The organism is Deltaproteobacteria bacterium, assembly GCA_019310525.1.
Taxonomy (GTDB): Bacteria; Desulfobacterota; DSM-4660; order Desulfatiglandales; family HGW-15; genus JAFDEE01.
Map to the genome: position 1 here is coordinate 13,022 of JAFDEE010000066.1, position 19,751 is coordinate 32,772.

Annotated in this window: 18 protein-coding genes; 11 read left to right on the top strand and 7 right to left on the bottom strand. The window is 52.8% G+C overall.

The window, feature by feature from the left end:
* Positions 1-12: 12 nt before the first annotated feature.
* Positions 13-1,944 (bottom strand): PAS domain S-box protein, encoded by a 1,932-nt coding sequence (locus JRF57_12120; protein MBW2304445.1) that lies wholly within the window; start codon positions 1,942-1,944, stop codon positions 13-15.
* 974 nt (positions 1,945-2,918) lie between these two features.
* On the opposite strand from JRF57_12120, the gene JRF57_12125 reads away from it, so the two are divergent.
* The gene (locus tag JRF57_12125) at positions 2,919-4,205 is read left to right on the top strand and encodes a hypothetical protein (protein ID MBW2304446.1); all 1,287 of its coding nucleotides are present in this window, start codon (positions 2,919-2,921) and stop codon (positions 4,203-4,205) included.
* 54 nt (positions 4,206-4,259) lie between these two features.
* On the opposite strand, the gene JRF57_12130 is transcribed toward JRF57_12125, so the two are convergent.
* Positions 4,260-5,375 carry a hypothetical protein gene (locus JRF57_12130; protein ID MBW2304447.1) on the bottom strand — a complete coding sequence of 372 codons (1,116 nt, stop codon included), beginning with the start codon at positions 5,373-5,375 and terminating at the stop codon, positions 4,260-4,262.
* A gap of 182 nt (positions 5,376-5,557) precedes the next feature.
* Between JRF57_12130 and JRF57_12135 the strand changes: the two genes are divergently transcribed.
* A complete protein-coding gene (locus tag JRF57_12135) occupies positions 5,558-6,733 on the top strand; it encodes a saccharopine dehydrogenase NADP-binding domain-containing protein (protein ID MBW2304448.1) in 1,176 nt (391 codons plus the stop codon).
* A 21-nt stretch (positions 6,734-6,754) separates the two neighbouring features.
* On the top strand, positions 6,755-7,075 hold the full coding sequence (locus JRF57_12140) for a hypothetical protein (GenBank protein MBW2304449.1): 321 nt from the start codon (positions 6,755-6,757) through the stop codon (positions 7,073-7,075).
* Positions 7,076-7,200: 125 nt separating this feature from the next.
* Here JRF57_12140 and JRF57_12145 read toward each other — a convergent pair whose 3' ends face one another.
* Positions 7,201-7,593 carry a hypothetical protein gene (locus tag JRF57_12145; protein ID MBW2304450.1) on the bottom strand — a complete coding sequence of 131 codons (393 nt, stop codon included), beginning with the start codon at positions 7,591-7,593 and terminating at the stop codon, positions 7,201-7,203.
* 423 nt (positions 7,594-8,016) lie between these two features.
* Between JRF57_12145 and JRF57_12150 the strand changes: the two genes are divergently transcribed.
* Entirely contained in the window at positions 8,017-10,041 is a 2,025-nt protein-coding gene (locus tag JRF57_12150; GenBank protein ID MBW2304451.1) for a hypothetical protein, read from the top strand.
* Here the strand turns inward: JRF57_12150 and JRF57_12155 are convergent.
* The 4 genes from JRF57_12155 to JRF57_12170 form a co-directional block, all read right to left on the bottom strand.
* Positions 9,979-10,866: an FHA domain-containing protein gene (locus tag JRF57_12155; protein MBW2304452.1), complete on the bottom strand. Its 888-nt coding sequence runs from the start codon at positions 10,864-10,866 to the stop codon at positions 9,979-9,981. The genes JRF57_12150 and JRF57_12155 overlap by 63 nt on opposite strands.
* A gap of 349 nt (positions 10,867-11,215) precedes the next feature.
* Positions 11,216-12,388 (bottom strand): tetratricopeptide repeat protein, encoded by a 1,173-nt coding sequence (locus JRF57_12160; GenBank protein MBW2304453.1) that lies wholly within the window; start codon positions 12,386-12,388, stop codon positions 11,216-11,218.
* An 89-nt stretch (positions 12,389-12,477) separates the two neighbouring features.
* The gene (locus tag JRF57_12165) at positions 12,478-12,837 is read right to left on the bottom strand and encodes a hypothetical protein (GenBank protein ID MBW2304454.1); all 360 of its coding nucleotides are present in this window, start codon (positions 12,835-12,837) and stop codon (positions 12,478-12,480) included.
* Positions 12,838-13,147: 310 nt separating this feature from the next.
* Positions 13,148-13,684: a nitroreductase family protein gene (locus JRF57_12170; protein MBW2304455.1), complete on the bottom strand. Its 537-nt coding sequence runs from the start codon at positions 13,682-13,684 to the stop codon at positions 13,148-13,150.
* Between the two features lie 633 nt (positions 13,685-14,317).
* Between JRF57_12170 and JRF57_12175 the strand changes: the two genes are divergently transcribed.
* From JRF57_12175 to JRF57_12205, 7 genes are all read left to right on the top strand, one after another.
* The gene (locus JRF57_12175) at positions 14,318-14,833 is read left to right on the top strand and encodes a putative molybdenum carrier protein (protein ID MBW2304456.1); all 516 of its coding nucleotides are present in this window, start codon (positions 14,318-14,320) and stop codon (positions 14,831-14,833) included.
* Between the two features lie 88 nt (positions 14,834-14,921).
* Positions 14,922-15,368, top strand: a complete 447-nt coding sequence (locus JRF57_12180; protein MBW2304457.1) for a hypothetical protein — start codon at positions 14,922-14,924, stop codon at positions 15,366-15,368.
* A gap of 92 nt (positions 15,369-15,460) precedes the next feature.
* Positions 15,461-15,901 (top strand): iron-sulfur cluster assembly scaffold protein, encoded by a 441-nt coding sequence (locus JRF57_12185; protein MBW2304458.1) that lies wholly within the window; start codon positions 15,461-15,463, stop codon positions 15,899-15,901.
* The gene (locus JRF57_12190; protein ID MBW2304459.1) at positions 15,898-17,082 is read left to right on the top strand and encodes a DUF362 domain-containing protein; all 1,185 of its coding nucleotides are present in this window, start codon (positions 15,898-15,900) and stop codon (positions 17,080-17,082) included. Before JRF57_12185 ends, JRF57_12190 begins: the two co-directional genes overlap by 4 nt.
* A 63-nt stretch (positions 17,083-17,145) precedes the next feature.
* On the top strand, positions 17,146-18,414 hold the full coding sequence (locus JRF57_12195) for a serine hydroxymethyltransferase (GenBank protein ID MBW2304460.1): 1,269 nt from the start codon (positions 17,146-17,148) through the stop codon (positions 18,412-18,414).
* 18 nt (positions 18,415-18,432) lie between these two features.
* Positions 18,433-18,708 carry a hypothetical protein gene (locus JRF57_12200; protein ID MBW2304461.1) on the top strand — a complete coding sequence of 92 codons (276 nt, stop codon included), beginning with the start codon at positions 18,433-18,435 and terminating at the stop codon, positions 18,706-18,708.
* A 393-nt stretch (positions 18,709-19,101) separates the two neighbouring features.
* The coding region (locus JRF57_12205) for a histidine kinase (GenBank protein ID MBW2304462.1) at positions 19,102-19,751 on the top strand (650 nt) is incomplete at its 3' end.

Genomic DNA, 19,751 nt, shown 5'->3' on the forward strand with positions numbered 1-19,751 from the left:
CCGGCCTATGTTCTATTCTTCTTCAGGTGATTGGAGGAAGAAAAGGGAGAAGAGGGTGCCGCCGGAACTCAGGCAGTCTTCCCGCCGGGTGCAATGGGGACACGAGGAGATCCTGCCCGGGCATTGATCCCTCGGTCCCGGAATGAAGCGGCATCGGTCGGATATCATCTCTATTTTGAAGCGGAACCTTTCGGCGAAAATTTTTGTTCTCAGAAGATCCGCCCCTTTCCCCCCGGCGTTGAAATCGAACGGTCTCTTCGAAGAGTAGTCCATGGTATCCTGTGTCGCGAAGAAGCCCTCGAAAATTCTTTTGTGATAAGCTTCTGGAATCCCCACCCCGTAATCCCGGATCTTCAAGGCTGCACCATTACCGCGATGCTCAAGGATCACCTCGATTTCTCCTTCATCCGGTGTGTTCTCAATAGCATTTCTTAAAAGACCGTCAAAGGCTTTTTGAAGGGGGTCCCTGGGCATGAATACCGGCGACGGCGTGTCATCAATATGAGTGATTATTTCCAACTCACGGTGGGAAAAGCGGGACCTCAAGAATTCGATTCGTTCCCGGACCATGTCTCCAAGATCTATTTCGGTAGGAGGCATCTCCTTCGGTCCAAAAAGTTTCCGGATTTCTTCCCGTACTTTTTCAATTACATCGTTGGGGCCGATATGTTTGCTGATGAGGGTCTCCAATTCATCCGCACATTGGGAAAGAAGGAAAGAGAGGGTTTGATAAGCGGGAGGGGTTTTTCCTTCCATGATGTCCTGGGCCTCATACTGAATGTCCTTGATCCGGTCGATGTTGCGTTTCATCCGATCGACGTTGGATTTCCATTTTTCTCCGGGTAATTCCTTGAGGGTTCGGACCAGGAGATCCAGGGTGCCCGACAAAATGGCCACAGGGGTTTTCAACTCATGGGAGAGGTGGTTGATGACCTTATCCTTCGCCCGGTTCAGTCCTTTGACCTCTTCATAGGCCTTTTTCAATTCACCCGTAACCCGTGCATTTTCCACCGAAAGGGCCACCGTTCCTGCTATCATATTCATGAGATCGACATCCCGTGGGTCAAAGTCTCCTTTCTTTTTATTGATGGCGCACAGGGCCCCGATGATGCGATCACGTCCTTTCAGGGGTACGAGAAGCAAGTTCCGGGTCTGGTACCCCAGCTTCCGGTCTCTTTCTCTGTGAAGTTCCTGTTCAAGGGAGGTATCGTCGATGACGAGAGGCTTCCCCGTTTTGATGACCCGACCGGCTATGAGTTGATCCATGGAAAAGCGGGTTTCCTTGGCCCTTTTTAATGAATCGGTGGTGTCATAGGCACCACCGAGCACGTATAGTTCCTGCTTTTGCTCGTCAAGGAGCACAACAACGGAACCTTCTGTGTCGATCAACCTTTTCACCTCGCCATTGATGAAGTCCAGAAGTTCTTCAAGGGCCGGATACTCCGGCAGGGCCGTGCTGATCCTCAAGATCGCCTCGTTGATCTTTGCGTTCCTCGTCTCCGCTGTGATATCCCTTAGGATGGCAATAACGCCGGAATCTCCCCCCTTTCCTTCAGAGAAAAAAGTCGCCCGGATGGCCACGTCTAGAGTACGGCCGTCTTTAGTGAGGCGTTTTGTCTCATGGCTGAGTAGAACCTTCTCTTTAAAAAGTCGCCTCATGTTTCGGATGGTCTCTTTCCGTAACTCGGGAGGAATGAAGGGAATCAATTTCCCTTCCAGTTCTGAAAGGGTCCAGCCGAAGGTTTCGGTAAATGCGGGATTCACGTACTTGACTATACCTTCCCTCGTAAGGACCGCGATCGGATAAGGAGCGAAATTGAGGAGGGTAAGAGTCTTTTCCCCTTCTTTAAGTGAAGCCGTTTCGGCCCGACACCGGGAGAGTTCCGCTTCAAGCTCCCGGATTCTATCTAAAAGATTCGCCTCGTTTGATTCGTCGGCCACCATCTGAAGATTCTCCGTGAAACGCCTTTCTAAACAAAGATTCTGGATGTTCTCCTCGCTAAAGTTTCCGTCAAAAAACGGCGGACGGGCCCGCCCGAGGCGGACAAGCCCGCCAAACGACCGGCGGGCAAGCACTGCGGATTTCGGCCCTTCATCTGTCCTGATTCTTCAGGGCTTAAATACGCTGGGCTCCCGGAGAATATCCCGAGCCCCTGCTTTCCGCTGGCTCCGGGGAAGCGTGAATCTAAAAGGCAACCAGTGCCCGTCCAAAAATTAGTGTCCATCCATAAAGCAGGCAATTTTTTCAAGGTCAAGGAAGGCGAAGATTTTAACCATCCCGCTTTAGGATGCCAAGCGGCAGAGGCACCATACATTGAAGTATTTCGAGGATTAAAATCTGAGCCTGACGCCGCTTGTCCGCCGCTGTCTCGCGGACTTGTCACGCCTTAGCCGTAGCGAAGGCGGAAGATTGGGCAAAAGGGCCATTTATGGATGGGCACAAATTAAATTTGGGCACTAGGTAAGCATAGGATGGAACCAAGGAAATCTCAAGGAGCTTTCAAGGGAAAGATCCATAACACGTTTTAAGCAACAGCTATGAGTCTCCATCGATTTTGAGATATGTGAGTTGCTTACCTGCCCAGCCTGTTAAAACAAAAGGAAAAAGCCTTGCATTATCAAGGATTTCTTGCTAAAAAGATCTAATTTTGGTTAAAGTTACTCAATTCAGTCAAGTTGGGTAGTGGGCCTCTTTCACCCGGGGAGAAAAATTGGAGGCCCACAGGAGCTCGGGTTCGCCCTTTTTCACCAAGGTGGTTTTCCAGGTCTCAACCAATCGGCATGATGGGTCCCCAGCGGCCTCGTTTGGTGGATTGTACCGTGAATCGATGTGAAAGGAAGTCCCGTCGGTCTGGAATGGCTTTTGTGGGTAAAGGCTTATGAACGGGCTGCGCTTTTCCTTTAAAACGGATCCAGGAATGATTCCCGGCAAGGGAGATGATTCCTTTTTCTGCGAAAACAACCTGTTCATCGTCGCCGATGGGGTCGGGAGGGAATATCTTGATGATATCGCCCGGGAGATCTCCTTCCGAGTCATTCAGGAGGCCTTTTTCGACGCACTCCACAAGCGCTACTCTCCGACCGACGCCCTCCATATCGCCCTTGAGAAAGCCAATCGTGTCCTTCTGGAGGAGGGACGGCGGATCGGGAAGAGGATTCTCGCCTCTGTCAGCGTGGCCTATGTGCGGGACAACATCGTCTATTTCACCCATCTGGGAGATACACGGATCTATTGCCTCCAGAGGGGGGAGATCCTTCAACTCACACGGGACCACGTCATGGTTGAGGAAGATGTTCAGTCCGAGTCTCAGCAACGTCCCCCCCGGAAAAGGCGGGCCATCACAGAGGCCCTTGGACTTCGAGAAGACCCTCCCATTGAGGTAAAGAAATTCGCACTCCACCAGAGAGATCTGATACTTATGGCGACGGAAGCCTTTACTAGCCGCCTGTCCAACATGCAGATCCTGAAGACCTCCCGGAAATCCAGCAGTGTGAAAAAGCTTACCGACAGATTACTTTCAGAAGCCAGGAGGATCGACAGAGAACACCGAATGACCGTGGGAGTGCTGGGGCTTGAGCAAGGGTCTTCCCTGAGGATAAAGATCCCGGCCGCCATAACGGTTTTATTGATTCTCGCCTTTACATCCATGGTGATCTGGAACCTGTACTGGAGCAAGGAGGCGTCCCGGGAATTGGAGATCCCAAAAATAAAGGAAGCACGGAAACCCCCGGAAGCGCTTCCGCCTGAGGTCCGGAAAAACCCTGTTCCTCCCGAGTCAAAGCCAAGAAAGGCATCTCCTGCCCCGAAAAACCCGGAGCCGGTGAAAGAGGAGAAGAAGAAAAAAAATCTTCCCCTGAAAGAGATCCAGGATTTTATCACGGCGTGGAGCGATGCCTGGGAGAAAAGCGCCGGGGCCCAAGGCGACATGGAGACATACATGTCCTTTTACTCAGAGAAATTTGCTTCCGGACGTTTTCGAAAATCCACTTGGAAGAAGGACAAGGCTCGAAAAAACAGGAAAAAGCGATGGATTAGCGTGGAAACCAATGACATCAAGATAATGGATGCCCGGGGAAGCGGGAGGGTCCGGGTCCGGTTCAACCAGGTTTACAAGTCATCCAATTATTCCGTGAAGTCCAGGAAGGAACTGCTCCTGGTAAAGGAAGACGAAGGATGGAAGATCCTCTCCGAGAGGACCTACTGAAGCGGCTTTAATGCCCGCACACCCAGGTCCATTCCCTCATTTCAAAAGCGGACCTTATGGAATCACCCCTGTTAGCAGGGAGAGCCTCAATCCTCCATGAAGGATCGGGTGGACGCGCAGCGGGAAGGGGACCTTGTAAAGGAGATGCCTTCTTGGGACGATGAGAGCAAGTTTCCAGTGCCGGAAGTCCTTTTGCAGTTTTTTACAGACTTCCAGGAAAAGGGTGTCACTCTCCTTTCTCTTCCCCATCCGAAGGCCGTAAGGAGGATTGATGGCCAGAAACCCGGGGGAACCGCCGGAAATCGTGCCCGGGTTAAGGTCAAAGAAATCGGCCCTCAACACCTTTACTGTGCCTTCCAGCCGGCTCACCCTGAGGGATTCTTCGAGCAAGGTGCAGCTCCTTTTGTCGAATGCAGGCCAGCTCATGAAGGCGAATTCCCGGTACCAACCCGGGGGGATATTACGGGCCAGGAGGGCAGCTTCAAGGGCGAAGGTCCCGGACCCGCACATGGGGTCAAGAAAGGGCACCGTTCCATCATACCCGGCATGGAGCAGGGCAGCCGCTGCAATGGTTTCCCGAAGGGGGGCCTTGGCCTTATGGGGCTTGATCCCTCGTTGATGAAGAAGCGTCCCGCTGCTGTCCAGGGACAGGGTGAACACGTCGTCTTGGGCCCTGACGAAGATGCCGGCGGTCCGGGAATCCGGGGCGGCCTCGGTGGAGCTGATTCCTTGCGTGGCAAGGCGGCCTTTGATGGCCGCCAGGACGCATCCTTCCACGGCTCCCGAGTGGTAAAGCCGGGAGTGCTTTGTGGTGACGTGGATCTCCAGTCTTTGAGCAGGGTTGAGGAGGAGTTCCCAGGGAATTTCAGCTGTCTTTTTCCTGAGGGAACTGAAGTGCATAGCCTTGAAACGCCCGATCCGCATGAGGATCCGCTGGGCGGTTCGTAATTTCAGATTGGCGAGGTAGCATCCTTCGAGGCGGGCCTTGAATTCAACGCCGCCTGGAAGGACGTTCCTTTCATGAGATGGATCCCCCAAAAAGGAGAGTTCCATGTCGACAAGGGGTTCGAACCCTGGAATGGTGGCGGCGAAAAAGGTCTGTTTCCGGCCGATGACATGCCGCTTGATCCTTTTCTCAAAAGGATGCTGAAAGGTCTTTGATGGATCCAAGACGGACCTCCAACAGGGGGGTGTTCAATAGTCTGTTAAACAATGTTCTCGAAAGATAAACCTAAATAAAAGGTCTCATCAAAATTTTGAAACGCTCAGTTTAGGATAAAGAAATTGCACATCCGACACAGGATGGCAACCGGGAAAGCGCTGTTGATCCTGAAGGAGGAGGAAAGAAGATTATGCGATTCGTGGTATTGGGAACAGGCCTGGTTGGAAACGCCATCGTTCGGGATCTGGCGGGAGACCCCGGGAACGAGGTCCTAGCAGTCGATCGGCACCAAGCGGCTCTGGATAACCTGGGGGCCCTTGAGAGAGTCGAAAAGGTCTGTGCGGACATCCAGGAACCGGGTCTGGCCGCCTCTCTGCTCAACCACGCTGACGTAGTAGTCAGCGCCGTTCCAGGATGCCTGGGATTTGAAACCCTGAGTGAGATTCTCTCGGTGGGAAAACCGGTGGTGGATATCTCTTTTTTCCCGGAGGACCCCTTCCAACTGGATGGTTTGGCCCGGGAGAAAGGTGTCACCGCGGTAGTGGATTGTGGGGTCGCCCCGGGACTTTGCAATATCCTGGCGGGATATGTGGAGAGTCTCTTGGACCATGTTGACCGATATGTCTGTTACGTGGGAGGGTTGCCGAAACGCCGGGAATGGCCCTTTGAATACAAGGCTGTGTTTTCCCCGGCGGACGTGCTGGAGGAATATACGAGGCCCGTGCACCTCCTTGAGTATGGTCAGGAGGTGGTTCGTCCAGCCCTCTCGGAGGTTGAATTGCTCGACTTCCCAGGGATCGGTACCCTGGAAGCCTTCAATACCGATGGGTTGAGGACCCTTCGAAAGACGATCCGGGCGCCCTTCATGACGGAAAAGACCCTTCGTTATCCAGGCCATGCCCGCTTGATCAGCGTCCTTAAAAAAGGCGGCTTTTTCAGGACCACGCCCGTTGATGTGAACGGCTGTTCCGTCATTCCCATGGAGCTGACAGCCGCGCTCCTCCGGGAAAAGTGGAGACTTGAGCCCGGGGAGGAGGATTTGACCGTCATGAAGGTCATCCTGGAGGGCCGAAAAGGGGCCAAGGGTTACCGTTATACTTTCGATCTCCTGGATACCTATGACCAGGAGACCCAGACCACTTCCATGGCGCGCACCACGGGTTACACCTGCGCCATTGTCGCACGCTGGATCGCCGATGGTTTTTACCAAGGAAGAGGGATCTGCCCCCCGGAATACCTCGGTCGTCACAGGCCCAGTTACGAGAACCTCCTCCGGGAATACGAGAAACGTCACATCATAATCGAGGAAACCGTCGAGGAATTTGATTTTTCCGCTATTTCGCCCGACCCCGGGAGTCGGTCGTAAGGATAAAGAGAACCAGTTCCAGTGAAGTGTCCGAAGTGCCGTCATGCCATCCCCGAGGGGAGAGAGAAATGCCTTTATTGCGGGTGCTCCGTTTCAGGAAATAACCCTGAAAGATCATCCGGGGTCGGGATTGAGAAGGTTTCAGGTGAGTCCGGCCTCTATGCACAAACCGGGAAGGTACAGGGGATCCAGGAAGACCTTGAATCGATCGAAGCCCTTCTGTTTCGGCAACTGGAGCGCTCGGGAAGCAAGCGAAGGACCCCCTTGAGCAAGGGGCTTCAAGTGGCCATTTTTTTCCTGTCCATGTTGCTGGGCGGGCTTATTGTTTGGTTTTTTCAATAATAGCCATGGAGTTAATGCCTTCAATCCTGGAAAAGGATCGCTGGTGGGAATGGGAGATGAAATCGTCGGCTTCTATGAATGCGAAGAGGGTTCCAGGCCCTACAATTTTTGATTCAGAGGGTCTTTTAGGTCGGCGATTCGGCATAGTATTTTTCGCAGATCCATGCAAGGAAAAGGAAGAGGACACAAATCGTGCATGCAATGAGGTTTTCCCCTGGTTCGGGGGAAAAGAAAAGCCAGAACCCCTTTCCCTTGATCAGGGAGGGGAAACTTGAGACGCAGAATGGAACTAAAAAGAATCTGAATACCTGCCACTTGTTTTTCGCTGACAAGATCTTCCCTATAGATCCAAATCCATTGATATTGAGGGCGAAACCCACCAGGATCGCAATTCCGGTAGAGCGGGACCAAAGTTCCAAGTCCAGTTCAAAATAGGTACATACAAAATAGAGATACCAGAGGAAATAACACCACAGAATCTTCATGCCATAATGGAGATTGGCCAAGTATCGGAACATCTTGCTTCTCCCAAGGATTCTCCAATAAAAAGCTCCACGCCTGTTTTCTGTTTCCCCAAAGTGCCTCCAGGAACGTTAGGTGTCCTTTTCAGAGGTCACCCTGTGGCGAGTTTTATGCGATAGGGGCATATCTTCGCTTGAGAGAACAGGGAAACGAAAAGGCTCTTTTGAAAAAAGAGTCTTTTTACACCTATGGGTTCGATAGGTCAATGGTTTCATGGGTGATGTTTTCCCCTTTATCAGCCCTGAAAGGAGATATGCGTCAAAATACCGTCACCTTTGACAACATGGGGGACATTATTGCCCCTTATATGGGGTTTTTGGAGGACCGGTGATCATTGTTAACTAATCCAACTTTCAAAGGAATTCATCATTCATTTTATGGCATTTTTATTGCAGCCATCTTAAGTTCGTTAAATCTTTATGCTATCAGCGGTTCGGTGCCCTTTTACTCATACCTTGCTTTTCAGATGGGAGGATTTCATGGGAAAATTGAAGCTGAGGGCGAAGTTGGTAATAGGCGCGGTGGCTATGGTGGTTTTCATCCTGCTTGTATCCACGGCCATCGTCACCTTCACCGTCATAAGGCAGAATAAGGAAGTGGCAAGGAAGTCGATAAAGAACACCTTCAAGATTATTCTGAGTGATCTTTCAAGGCAGGAAAAGGGTGTCCTTCATCTTGTGGAGGGCATGGCTTCCAACCCCCGAATCGGTGGAAATATCGAATTCATCCGGGAGTATAAAAAGAAAAAAGCCAAGGGGTACACCAAGGACCTCATCCGGAAGTTGAATCGGGACATGATCCTCGGCCTATACTCCCAGGGGCAGGCAAACGATATCGTTCAGGCTTGCGTTTACGACAAAGAGGGGGATCTTACGGCCTTTGTGGAATTCAGGAAGGGAAGGGTAATACTGGGTTATCCCGTGCAAATGGAAAAAAAGAGGGTTTATAGGATCGCTTCCATCTCCCCTGGAGCCCGCCTTTCCTCTAAGGACTGGAAGATTGCGGATGCATTGCCCATTCGAGAGCTTTTCCAGATAGGCGTTCTCCGAGACCTGGGGCGACCCATGGTCACTTATGAAAAGAGTGAAGGCTCCCTTTTTCTTTGCTCCTATGCCCCCATACTTGACAAGGTTTCAACGAAGAAGGGGGAGGGAGACTCGTCCCATCCGGTCGGTATCGTTGCGGTGGGCCGGAAATTGAGCGGAGAATTCGCCCGAATGATTTCAGGTTTCACGGACGTGGATGTCAATATTTTTACGGGGAACAAGCTGAGCGCAGGCACCCTTCCAGCCTATAATACATTGAGAGAGGAATCTTACGGGAGAGAATCGGAGAGATTTTCTTTGAACGGGACGGAGGTTTTCCTGGGTAATGTGAAGGTCGGGAAAAACCAATATCTCCGGGGGATCCTTCCCCTTGGGGCCGGGGCCGTCGCGGCCCTGTATTCTTACGACATAGTATGGTCCAATACCTGGCAGATGATCCGCAGACTTGTACTGATCGCTTTGATTTGTATTTTAGTGACTCTTCCCTGTGCGATCCTGTTTTCTGAGTCCGTGGCCAGACCGGTTCGAAGGATTCTGGAGTCCCTCCTCCTGGGCTCCGACCGGGTGGCTTCCGCAAGCAGGGAAATCACCACAAACAGCCAGGCATTGGCCACGGATTCTTCCATGCAGGCCTCTTCGCTTGAGGAAACCTCTTCCTCTCTTGAGGAGATGAGTTCCATGACACGGAAGAACGCCGATCATTCCCTTGAAGCGGACCGCCTCTCCAAGGAAAGCATCGAGAACCTGAAAACGGCCAATCATTCGATGAAGTCTCTCATGAGCACGATGGAGGAAACTTCCTCTGCCAGCAAGGACGTGGGCAAAATCATCAAAACCATTGATGAGATCGCCTTTCAGACCAACTTGCTGGCCTTGAATGCAGCCGTGGAGGCGGCCCGGGCAGGAGAGGCCGGAGCAGGCTTTGCAGTGGTGGCCGATGAAGTCCGCAACCTTGCACTTCGTTCCGCCAAGGCCTCAAAAGATACACAGAGACTTGTCGAGGGTATCGTGGCCAAGATTGGGGCAGGGTCGGAGCTCGTAAGGGAGACGGACGACAGGTACCGGGAGGTGGCGTTAAGCGTTCAAAAGGTTACGGAATTGGTGGCACAGATATCATCCGGAACCAGGGAACAGGCCCAGGGCATCGAGCAGATCAACAAAGCGGTCCAGGAAATGGACGAAGCGATCCAGCGGAATGCCGCCAGAGCGGAAGAGAGCGCCTCTTCAAGCACTGAAATGCAGGCAGAAGCGGAAAATATGAAAGAAATGGTCGAAAAACTGGCTGAAATCATTGTAGGACGAAAAGGGGAAAGCAGCGGAGAGGTTCTATCCCTCTCAAACCCCCGCCTTAGCAATGGCCAGAGCAATGGACCCGCTGAGACTATTGAGGAGGAGTAAGTCGTCTTTCCTGAACCCGTACGGCACATTGATCGTATCAACATATAGTGCCCCCCGAACCACCGAATCGCTGATCAGAGGTACGCACAGCACCGACCCGATCTTCAGGGTACTGTCCTTGTCCAGGATATCCTCCACGTTTTCGAAGGCCGTGTTAGACATCCTCACGGCTTTTCCATCCCCTTTTACCCTCTCGACAATCGAACGGCTGAATGTGATCGGGAAATTTACGGAGCCTTTTCTCGACTTGCTGAAAGTCTGAGTGATTTCGCCGGGGTTCCCGTTTTTTTGTTCGAAGATGAGAATGGAGGATCGGTGTATCCGAGGGAGGGCGTCCATGACGTGTTCCAGGATCCTGTCGAGAAGATCGGGAAGATCCCACCTTCCTTTCAGAAGTTCCGATACCCGGCATACAAGTTCCAGGTTCGCTCCTGTCCTGGATCGGCGTTCATTTTCGCGAAATCCGGTGGAAGTCCCCGCATCCGGGACGCGTTTCGGTGTCAGTTTCTTCTCGATGGGTTTTCTGGGAGGGAAATTGGTGATTTGAAGTGTGGTTTTGCCGATGGATATAATATCACCCTCGTCCACCTCGAATCCTTCACCGGGAGGAATCCTTTCTCCGTTGATGAGTGTGCCGTTCGTGCTCTTAAGATCTTCCACAAAATACTTCTTTCCGATCCGAAAGATCTTGATCTGTTTTCGGGAAACCGCCCCGTCGATAATCTGGATATCATTCTTGGAGGATCTCCCGATAAACACGGTCTCAGTTACTATACTGAAGGTTTGGCCTTTCATGTTGCCTTCAAGAACCACGATCTCAGGCATGACAGGCTCTCCCTCTTTCCCTTTTCGCCGAATCAAGGCGATTTCCCTTGGATTCGAAAGAATCGGACGTATTCTAGCATACGCATTCCGATTATCAAGCGGTAAGTTTTCATTTGTCTCCGCCAGGGTGCCCTGTGGCCGGTCCAGGTAAGAATGCCGGGGGGAAGCGCGACGAATAGGGATCCCTTGCTCGGCGGTTCTTAGTCGCTTGACGCCGAAGTTTTCAGGAGAACCCGACCCGTTGCCCGTGGGCCTTCCCAAACTCCGGATTGTAAGAGCCTGTGTGTAGGAAAAACTCAAGGACAGTGGAATGATCGACTAGGAAGGGGAAATGCAGCCCTGGGGCCCTTCATTGTTTGAGTTTTTCATAGACCGCGCATCCCTGCTCATACCCCAGATTGCAGGCTTGTTTGGCATCTTCCAGGGCCTTTGCCCGCTCGCCAGTCCTGTAAAGACACTCCCCCCGCTGGTAATAGGTCCATCCGTTTTGAGGCTTGAGTTCGATCGATTTGTTCAGATAACGTATGGCCCGTTCGTATTCTCCCCTTTGGGCGTAGAGCCAGCCCAGATTGTCGTAGGCAGGAGAATAAGAGGCGTTCAGCCGAACGGTTCTTTCAAAGTCCCGGATGGCCTCCTCCCCTTTCCCCATCTGGATCTTCAAGCGTCCGCGCCAGTAAAATACCTGGTACCTTTCCGGATCCAGCCGTGCTGCCTGATCATATTCCCTGAGGGCCTCCTCCAGGCGTTTTTCCCTAAAAAGTCGGTGTCCTCGGAGAAGGTGTTCTTTGTATGGAGATATACTCTCGTTGGAACTGGAGTGGCTGACCTTTCTTGCGGTCCGGGTGGACGAAGATACCAGGAGGACCTTGTTCCTTCCTTTCGGGTCATTGCAATAGGCGGAGACCACCCGCCAGGATCCCTGGATTTTCGCCAACCGGACATGGACGGTGGTGGATCCGCTGTTTCCCTTGACTCCGATGGAGAATCGGGCACGGCCCCTCCCCCGCTTCTCTTCATAGGATCCTTCGGGGAGGAATCCGAAGGATGGATTGCTCCCCACAATCTTCCGGACCTCCCTGTTACCTTTGATAAACGTTTTGGCCGTTCTGTAGGCCTCTGAATTGTGGATCCCGAAGAGGAAGAGAAACACGGCGGCGGCCACTACCAGGGAAAAGATTGCGGCGGTACCGATCCCGGCGATTTTCAAGACGCGCCTTACCTCGGGCGCCTTACGAACCGGGGAAGAAACATCCAGGGGTTCGAAGGATTCCTTTTCTGGTTCTTCCTCGGGGAGATAGCCGCAGGTCTGGCATCCTTCCGGAGAGAACCGATCAGCGCCGCACCGGGGGCACTGGTGGCTTTTTTCATCTCCTGAAAAGGGCTCCTCCCTCCGGACATCGAAGCCTTCGATCGCGACCAGAGGGACACCGCACCGTTTGCAGTTTTCGGGAATCCCCGTTTTCCTCACACCCTTGTCCCGAGTGCTGTATGTCTTGTTGCACAGGGGGCAGATCCGTTCCATTCCTACCTCCCGCTGAGATGTTTACCTTTTACTGATCAAGGTTCCCTGTATGACTTCGACCGGCAACCCTCTTGTAATCCCGGGTCATATCAACTGTTGTCCTGGTAAAGAAACCGGGCGATTTCCCCGGCGATCTCACAGGCCAGGAAATAGCCCCAGAAAGTTTTCCCGGCCAAAATGGGATGCCGTTGCCCTGCCATATCGATGGCCTCGACGAAAATTTCGTGGCCTTCCTCCTTATGCGGTGCGGCATAACAGGCCAACCGGTGAAACCTTGGAATCTCCATGTCTTCCTCGCCCTGGGCCTCGAGGTATTCAAGTTTGTCGAAGAGTCGGAGTTCAGTCAGGTAGACAACAGCAGCCCTGCAGGTTTCGCCGTAAGTGGCCATGCGGGCGAATCGGGATTCGCCATCCGCCTCTGGAATCCATTTTTCTATCTCAAATTTCATCACGATTTTCCTCGTAAAGACACCAGGTTGCGCGCCGGTCGCCCCCTCCTTCGTTCCGAATGAAGTCAAAGATGGTTGCTTTACCACCGCACCGTGTCAATTTCAAAAATTTAATCGGACAGGAGAGGGAATCCCTTGATTCCTTTTCCCCTTCTCCGTCCGTTTTCCATTTTTCGTTGTACCTAAATAAAACGATCTCATTAAAATTTTGAAACGCTCAGTTTAGGTTGTAGTCTTCAGGGTTGCGGTCGAGGGCCTATACATCGGGAGGGAACAATCAGGAGATGTGGTTGGATACTTTCGGGCGGGATCAGGCATTTCTGCTGCCGTATTTTTCAAAGTGAATCTTCTGGTAATCCAGGCTCTCTTTTGGATGCGGGTCCTTTTTTTCCCCTGGATAGCCCAGGGCCACGATGGATTCCACCTCAAAGCCGTCTGGGAGTCCCAGCAGTTCAGCCACATAGGCCTTCGAAGTGGTGTTTGGGTCATGCATCCTCTCGCGGATTTGGATCCAGCATCCTCCCAGACCGAGGGATTCCGCCGCCAGCAGAATGTATATCGACGCAATGGAGGCGTCTTCGATCCATACATCGCAACGGGAGGGATCGGCGCATACCACGACGGCCGCCGGCGCATTCTTTAAAAAGGCCGATCCGTGGGGTTTGGCCTCAGCGAGTTTGGCAAGAAGTTCCCGGTTCCTTACAAGGATGAACTCCCATGGTTTGCGGTCCATGGAGGAGGGGGAGCGAAGCGCTGCTTCCAGGATCCTGTCCAATTTTTCCTGTTCGACGTCCTTGTCCTGGAACTTCCTGATACTCCTTCTTTTGCTGGCAAGGTCAAGAAACATGGGAGATCTCCATCTCTGGTGGTTCATAGAAAGGCACCCATCCGAGCAGGGCCCGGTGAAATAAGGGCAGGATTCCACTTCTCTCAAGCGGCACCTTTGACACCCTTTTTCGCCCAATCTCCTGAAGGGTCTGAATACCGCGTCATGATGGCCGCGAAAAACACCTCGTGCCCAATATGGGATGATAGGCAAACGTGGGGACGGTGTCAACAGAGAGCCCATTGGAGATTATAATCCCCTCGTTTTTGTTTCAACAGCCGGGTTAAAGGTTTGTATGACTTGAATTTTGTGTAAACGATCGTGAATCCAGATTATGCATTACAAATTTTGAAAGAAGTTATTTATTGAATGATTATAGACTGCTGGATATCTTTCCGGATCAGATTACATTCACCAAAAAGGTGAAGTCAGAAGACATCGAATTTATTCAAAATTTGTCACCCTTCGGGATTGCCGATTTTGCCGAATCTGCTGCGTTGTAATTGCGGCCTTGTATCTTCGGCAAACTTGCCATTTGCATAATCTGGGTTGAACCCTTTAAAGATTTAAATTACTCTGGATTATGCTCGCCGCCTTTGGTGGGTTAAACTCTTTTGATACCCCGCTGCTTGCAGCGGGGAGCTTCATGGAAAAATGTCAGGGGTATTGAAAATCGTCTCCGGGGGGCAGACCGGTGTCGACCGGGCCGCCCTGGATGTGGCCATAAAACTCGGGATTCCCCATGGAGGTTGGGTTCCCGCGGGAAGACGGGCGGAGGACGGTCGGGTACCCGCCTTCTATCAGCTCAAGGAAACACCCCTCAGTGGCTATCCCGAAAGGACCAGGAGAAACGTGGTGGATTCAGATGGGACCTTGATAATCTCCAGGGGAGGGCTTAAGGGAGGGTCAGCCTTGACCCGGGAACTGGCAAGGCGCAACAAAAGACCGTGGCTTCATGTGGATCTGCAGAGATTCGCCGTTCAAGAGGCTGCAGAACGTATCCAAGAATGGATCCAACAACAGCGGGTGAGAATCCTGAACGTGGCTGGCCCCAGGGCCAGTCAGGATCCGGAGATTTACAATCTCGCCTCCATGGTCCTCATGACCTGTTTTGGCAGGGAGAAAAGGAGTGACAGGGGATCCCGGGCGGGCGGCGGTAAACGACTTTGAGGTAAGAGGTATATCGTTTCGGCGCTTTCTCCGGGCCAGGAACCCTACCCCGGAGCCCCCGGAGCGGGTTTTTTGCGAGGATGCTTTAATGCGACAAGCGGGAAAAAAGTCGAGCAGGGAAAGGATCCCGGGGCGGACTATTGTGAAGTATGCACTTCTTCAGATTCCCGGTACCGTGCTCCTGGTCCTGGTCCTTATTCTCGTTAAACGCTGGGTGCAATACCCGCAATGGCTTTACTATGGAATTATCGGAATCTGGGTGGCCAAGGATATCATCCTTTTTCCCTTCCTTTGGCGGGCCTATGATTCGAGGGGCGGGGAGGTCGGGCACGATATGATCGGCGCCCGTGGAATAGCAGAAGAGAGGCTCGATCCCGAGGGGTACGTACGGGTGCGGGGTGAGCTGTGGAGGGCCCAAGTGCGGAGAAACAGCCCGCCAATAGAAAAGGGCAGCAACGTTCGTGTATGGGAGATTCAAGGGCTCACCCTCCTGGTGGACCTTGAAAGTCCCTCGAGACCCGAGGCTCGGGTCTAAAAGCTCAAAAGGAGTGCAGGAGAGGATCCCTGCGTACTGTTTTTCCCTTGCCCGGTGCTATTGCTATCAAGAAAAAAGATGAGGAAAGGAGAATGAAAGGCGAATTCAACTTCTGGAACCACCATTCACGGAATTATCTGGAGATGGCCTTCCGGGCGGACAGGCATGAAACCCTGGCCAGCCCGGACGGACACGGGTTCAACAAGGGAGTGTGCGGAGATTCGGTGGAAATGTTTGTTACGGTCAAGGAAGGCCGCATTGAAACCGTTACCTTTCGTGTGAACGGTTGTATGAATACGAATGCCTGCGCCAACACGGTTGCACACTTGGCCGAAGGGAAAACCCTGGAAGAGGCCTGGGAGATAACCCCGCAGGATGTCATCGATTTTCTCGAAACCCTGCCCGAGCAGAGTACCCATTGCGCCGAATTGGCTGTCGGGGCCTTTTACCTGGCCCTTAGAAACCTGGAGGAGGGCGATGCCAAGGCCCACGAACTCCATTCCGGAAGCAAAGAAGGCAGTTCCCAGGTATGACTAAAAAGGATCGGTCCCTCTCATCCCGGTTGTCCCTCCTTCGGTGCGAGAACTATCGTTTACCGGAACTGGAGGAAAGGCTGGGGGAAGGGTTTGCCGGTATCGGGTTTGATCGAACGTTCCTGCGGGGCCGTCGGGTGCTCATCAAGCCCAATCTGTTGAGCGCCAGTCCCCCTGAGACCGCCATCGTCACCCACCCGGAGTTTTTCAGGGCCGTATTGCGGTTCGTCAAGAACGGGGGTGGGCGGCCGATCCTGGTGGAGTCCCCCGCATTCCAGCCCTTGAAAAAGGTCCTGGAAAAGACGGGATATGGGCGGGTGCTTGAGGAGGAGGGGTGTGAGGTGGCGGACACGCGGGAGACTTCTACGCTTTTCTATGAAGAGGGCAGGGGCTTTAGGCGGTTCGAATTGCCAAAAGCCCTTTTCGAGGCGGACTTGGTCCTCAACTTGCCCAAGTTCAAGACCCACAGCCTCACCTATATTACGGGCGCCGTCAAGAACCTCTTCGGTTTCATCCATGGTCTCGCGAAATCCCGGTGGCATGTCAGGGCCCCCTCCAGGGAGACCTTTTCCGGCTTTTTGCTGGATCTCTATGAGGCCCTCTTGAATGGATTCGAACATCCAAAGCCCTTTATCCATGTGATGGATGCCGTACTGGCCATGGAAGGAGAGGGACCCGGCCGGAAAGGTCGGCCAAAGAAAGTGGGGGCCATGATCCTGGGAGAAGACGCCTTGGCTGTGGATGCCCTGGCCGTCGAACTGGTGGGCCTGGATCCGCGTAAGGTTCCCATGCTTCTTTTGGGCAGAGAACGGGGCCTGGGCGAGACCCTGCTTGAAAGATATAAATTAACCCATTTAAATCCAGGTGATTTTGAAATCAAGGGTTTCCAACCGAGCAGTTCTGCAAACCGTTTCGACCTGGGCCACTGGCCCACCAATACCAGTTTTTTCAAGAACTTGTTCATTGAAAGGCCGATTCCCTCAGAGCAGCGCTGCACCCTCTGTTACCGGTGCATGGCTATCTGTCCCGCAGAAGCCATTGAAAGGGCGGCAAATGGTGAAGCGGTTCCCCGGTACGACTACGGGAAATGTATTCGTTGCTATTGTTGCATGGAGATTTGCCCGGAGGGCGCTGTTCTTCTCAAACGCGGGCGGCTCCAGTGGGTATTTGGAAGGAGTTGAAAGCCCGGTTTGATTCTCGATGAAAGGATTATCCGGGGGCCCTTGCCATGAAGGAGAGGAAGAATGAACCGATTGCGTCAGGTGGATCCCGAGATCGCGGCGGCCATAGAAGCGGAGGCGGTCGGTCGGGCGGAGACCATCGAACTCAATGCGGCGACCAACCTCCCGGACCCCTCGATCATTGAGGCCCAGGCCAATGTGATGGCCCATAAAACCCTTGAGGGGTATCCCGGAAGGCGTTATCACGGGGGGCACCACAATGTTGATATCATCGAGAACCTGGCCGTGGAACGGGCTAAGCGGCTTTTCGGCGCCGAGTATGCAAACGTCCAGCCCCACTGCGGCACCCATGCCAATCTTGCGGTGTATCTTGCGGTCCTGAATCCGGGGGATGCCATTCTTGGAATGGACCTGACCATGGGGGGGCACCTGTCCCACGGGCACGGTGCCTCATTCAGCGGGAGGTTTTTCAACGCCCACACCTATGGCCTGGACAGGGAAACAGAAGGGATCGACTATGATGGAATGAGGCGGATCGCCCGCGAGGTGCGGCCCCGGATGATCGTTTGCGGTGGGAGTTCTTATCCTCGAATCATTGATTTCAGGCGTTTCCGGGATGTGGCCGACGAAGTCGGCGCTTACCTGCTGGCCGATATCGCCCATGTAGCCGGTCTCGTGGCAGGAGGTGTCTACCCATCCCCTGTGCCCCACGCCGATTTCGTCACCTTCACCGGATACAAGACGCTGAAAGGGGCCAGGGGAGGCGTGGTCCTTTGCAAGAGGAAATATGGGAGCCGAATCGACAGTGCGGTGTTTCCCGGGATCCAGGGTTCCATGCACGTCCATCTCATGGCGGGAAAGGCCGTCACGTTCCGGTTGGCCTCCCTGCCGGATTTCAAGGTTTATGCGGAGCAGGTCGTAAAAAATGCCCAGGCCTTGGCGGGCTGCCTTTCTGAAATGGGATACCGGATCGTCACCGGGGGAACGGACACCCACGTGGTGCTTGTGGATTTGCGCAACCAGGGGATTACCGGGGCCGAAGCGCAGGAGCGGCTCGAAGAGGCGGGGATCATCTGTAACAAGAACAGGATTCCCTTCGATCCACTGGGGGCGGACAGGACCAGCGGCATCCGGCTCGGCACCTCGGCTGTGACTGAAAGAGGTTTTCGGGAAAGCGAGATGACTCTTCTGGCCGAGATGATGGACCGGGCCCTTTCCGGGAAATCCAGGGTTGAAGAGGTCCGGCGGGAGGTCAAAGCACTCTGCCGACATTTCCCCCTTGGGCCAGGAAACTTCCAGAACGAAACGCCGGGTCCGGGAGGCGGATGCTAGGGCGGGAGAGGAGTGACCATGGGTATCGGAGAAACCGGTTGTCCCGTTGGGATCCGGGACAGGCTGATCCAGGAAGAACAGGTTTCGGAAATGATCGATGAGAAAGGGATCAGGTGGCGGAAGGTCTATTTCGGAGGCGGCTCACATTTTAAGAACTGGTTGGAACAGTGCCGGGAACTGGGCGAAGTTCGGGTGGAGGAGGTTCCCTCCGAGGGCTTCAAATGTTTCGAGCAAAGCGGTGAAAAACTCTACCGGATCTGGATGAAGGTGGAGGAAAGGAAAGATGAGCATTGATACTAATGTATGACTGTCCCGCTCGGCAACCTGAGCGGGCCGGAGGTTTGACCTTAAACAAAATTGTACGTTTTTCAAAGGTTTCGTTTTCCTATCCTGTGATATTTCTGTTTTTTTTCATGAAATGCCCTGGATTGCCGATAGATAAGAAAATTGGCAAGGAGGCGGGAAAGCTCCCGTTTCGGTTCGAACAGGGACCCGTTTCATACCGGGGCCGAAAAATGATCCATGCGTTTATGAAAGTGCTGATTCCGCTCATTCAAGCTCCTACTACAGTAATATTTGACCTCTTCTGAGAAGCCTTTTCCCCGCAATATCTTCCACCCGGTTGGGACCGATTCGGCGGGAGATGCCTGCCACTCCTTCAAGCATTTTATCAAGGAGGAACAGGTCATGATTTTTCACCTCTTCAGGAATCTAGGAATAAGGTCCAGGTTGCTGATACCCAATCTCCTCTATCTCGGGCTCTTTTTCGTGGTCGTATATTTTTTCTTCAGTTACAACGGCATGATCCAGGGTCTCTCGGAGGGGCAGAAATTCACCCGCCAGCTCACCGCAAAAATTCGGAACATGGCAGCCGAGACCAAGGCCTATCTTTATGACCGTCTTACCTTTGAGCAACTCAACAAAAATAACTCCAAACTATTGTCCGAGATCAAGGACGAAAATCTCAGAGATGGTCTGGGTAAGATCTGGAAGGAGACGGAAAGGATAGAGGGCCTGAGGGCTGAAAACCGGAAGATCGAATCCGAGATCATGTCCTTGACTGATCTATCAATTAAGCAGTCCAACGGTTTCTTGAAAGGGATCAGTCAAAAACTGGCCGATGAAGAAAAGAGAAACGAGGTTTCGACCCTGGAGAGATTGGTCATTACCGGTGCTACAGTCAATACCTCTGCAAATTACGAACTCAGGCTCCTGTTCAACAAATTAAAGAAAAGCCTTGAGGCCAAGGATAAGATGTTGAGCTTCCTTGACAAGCTCATGGAAAACGTGAAGCAAGACGAGAAGTCTCTGGCAGGGACACCATTTGAACCCTTGGT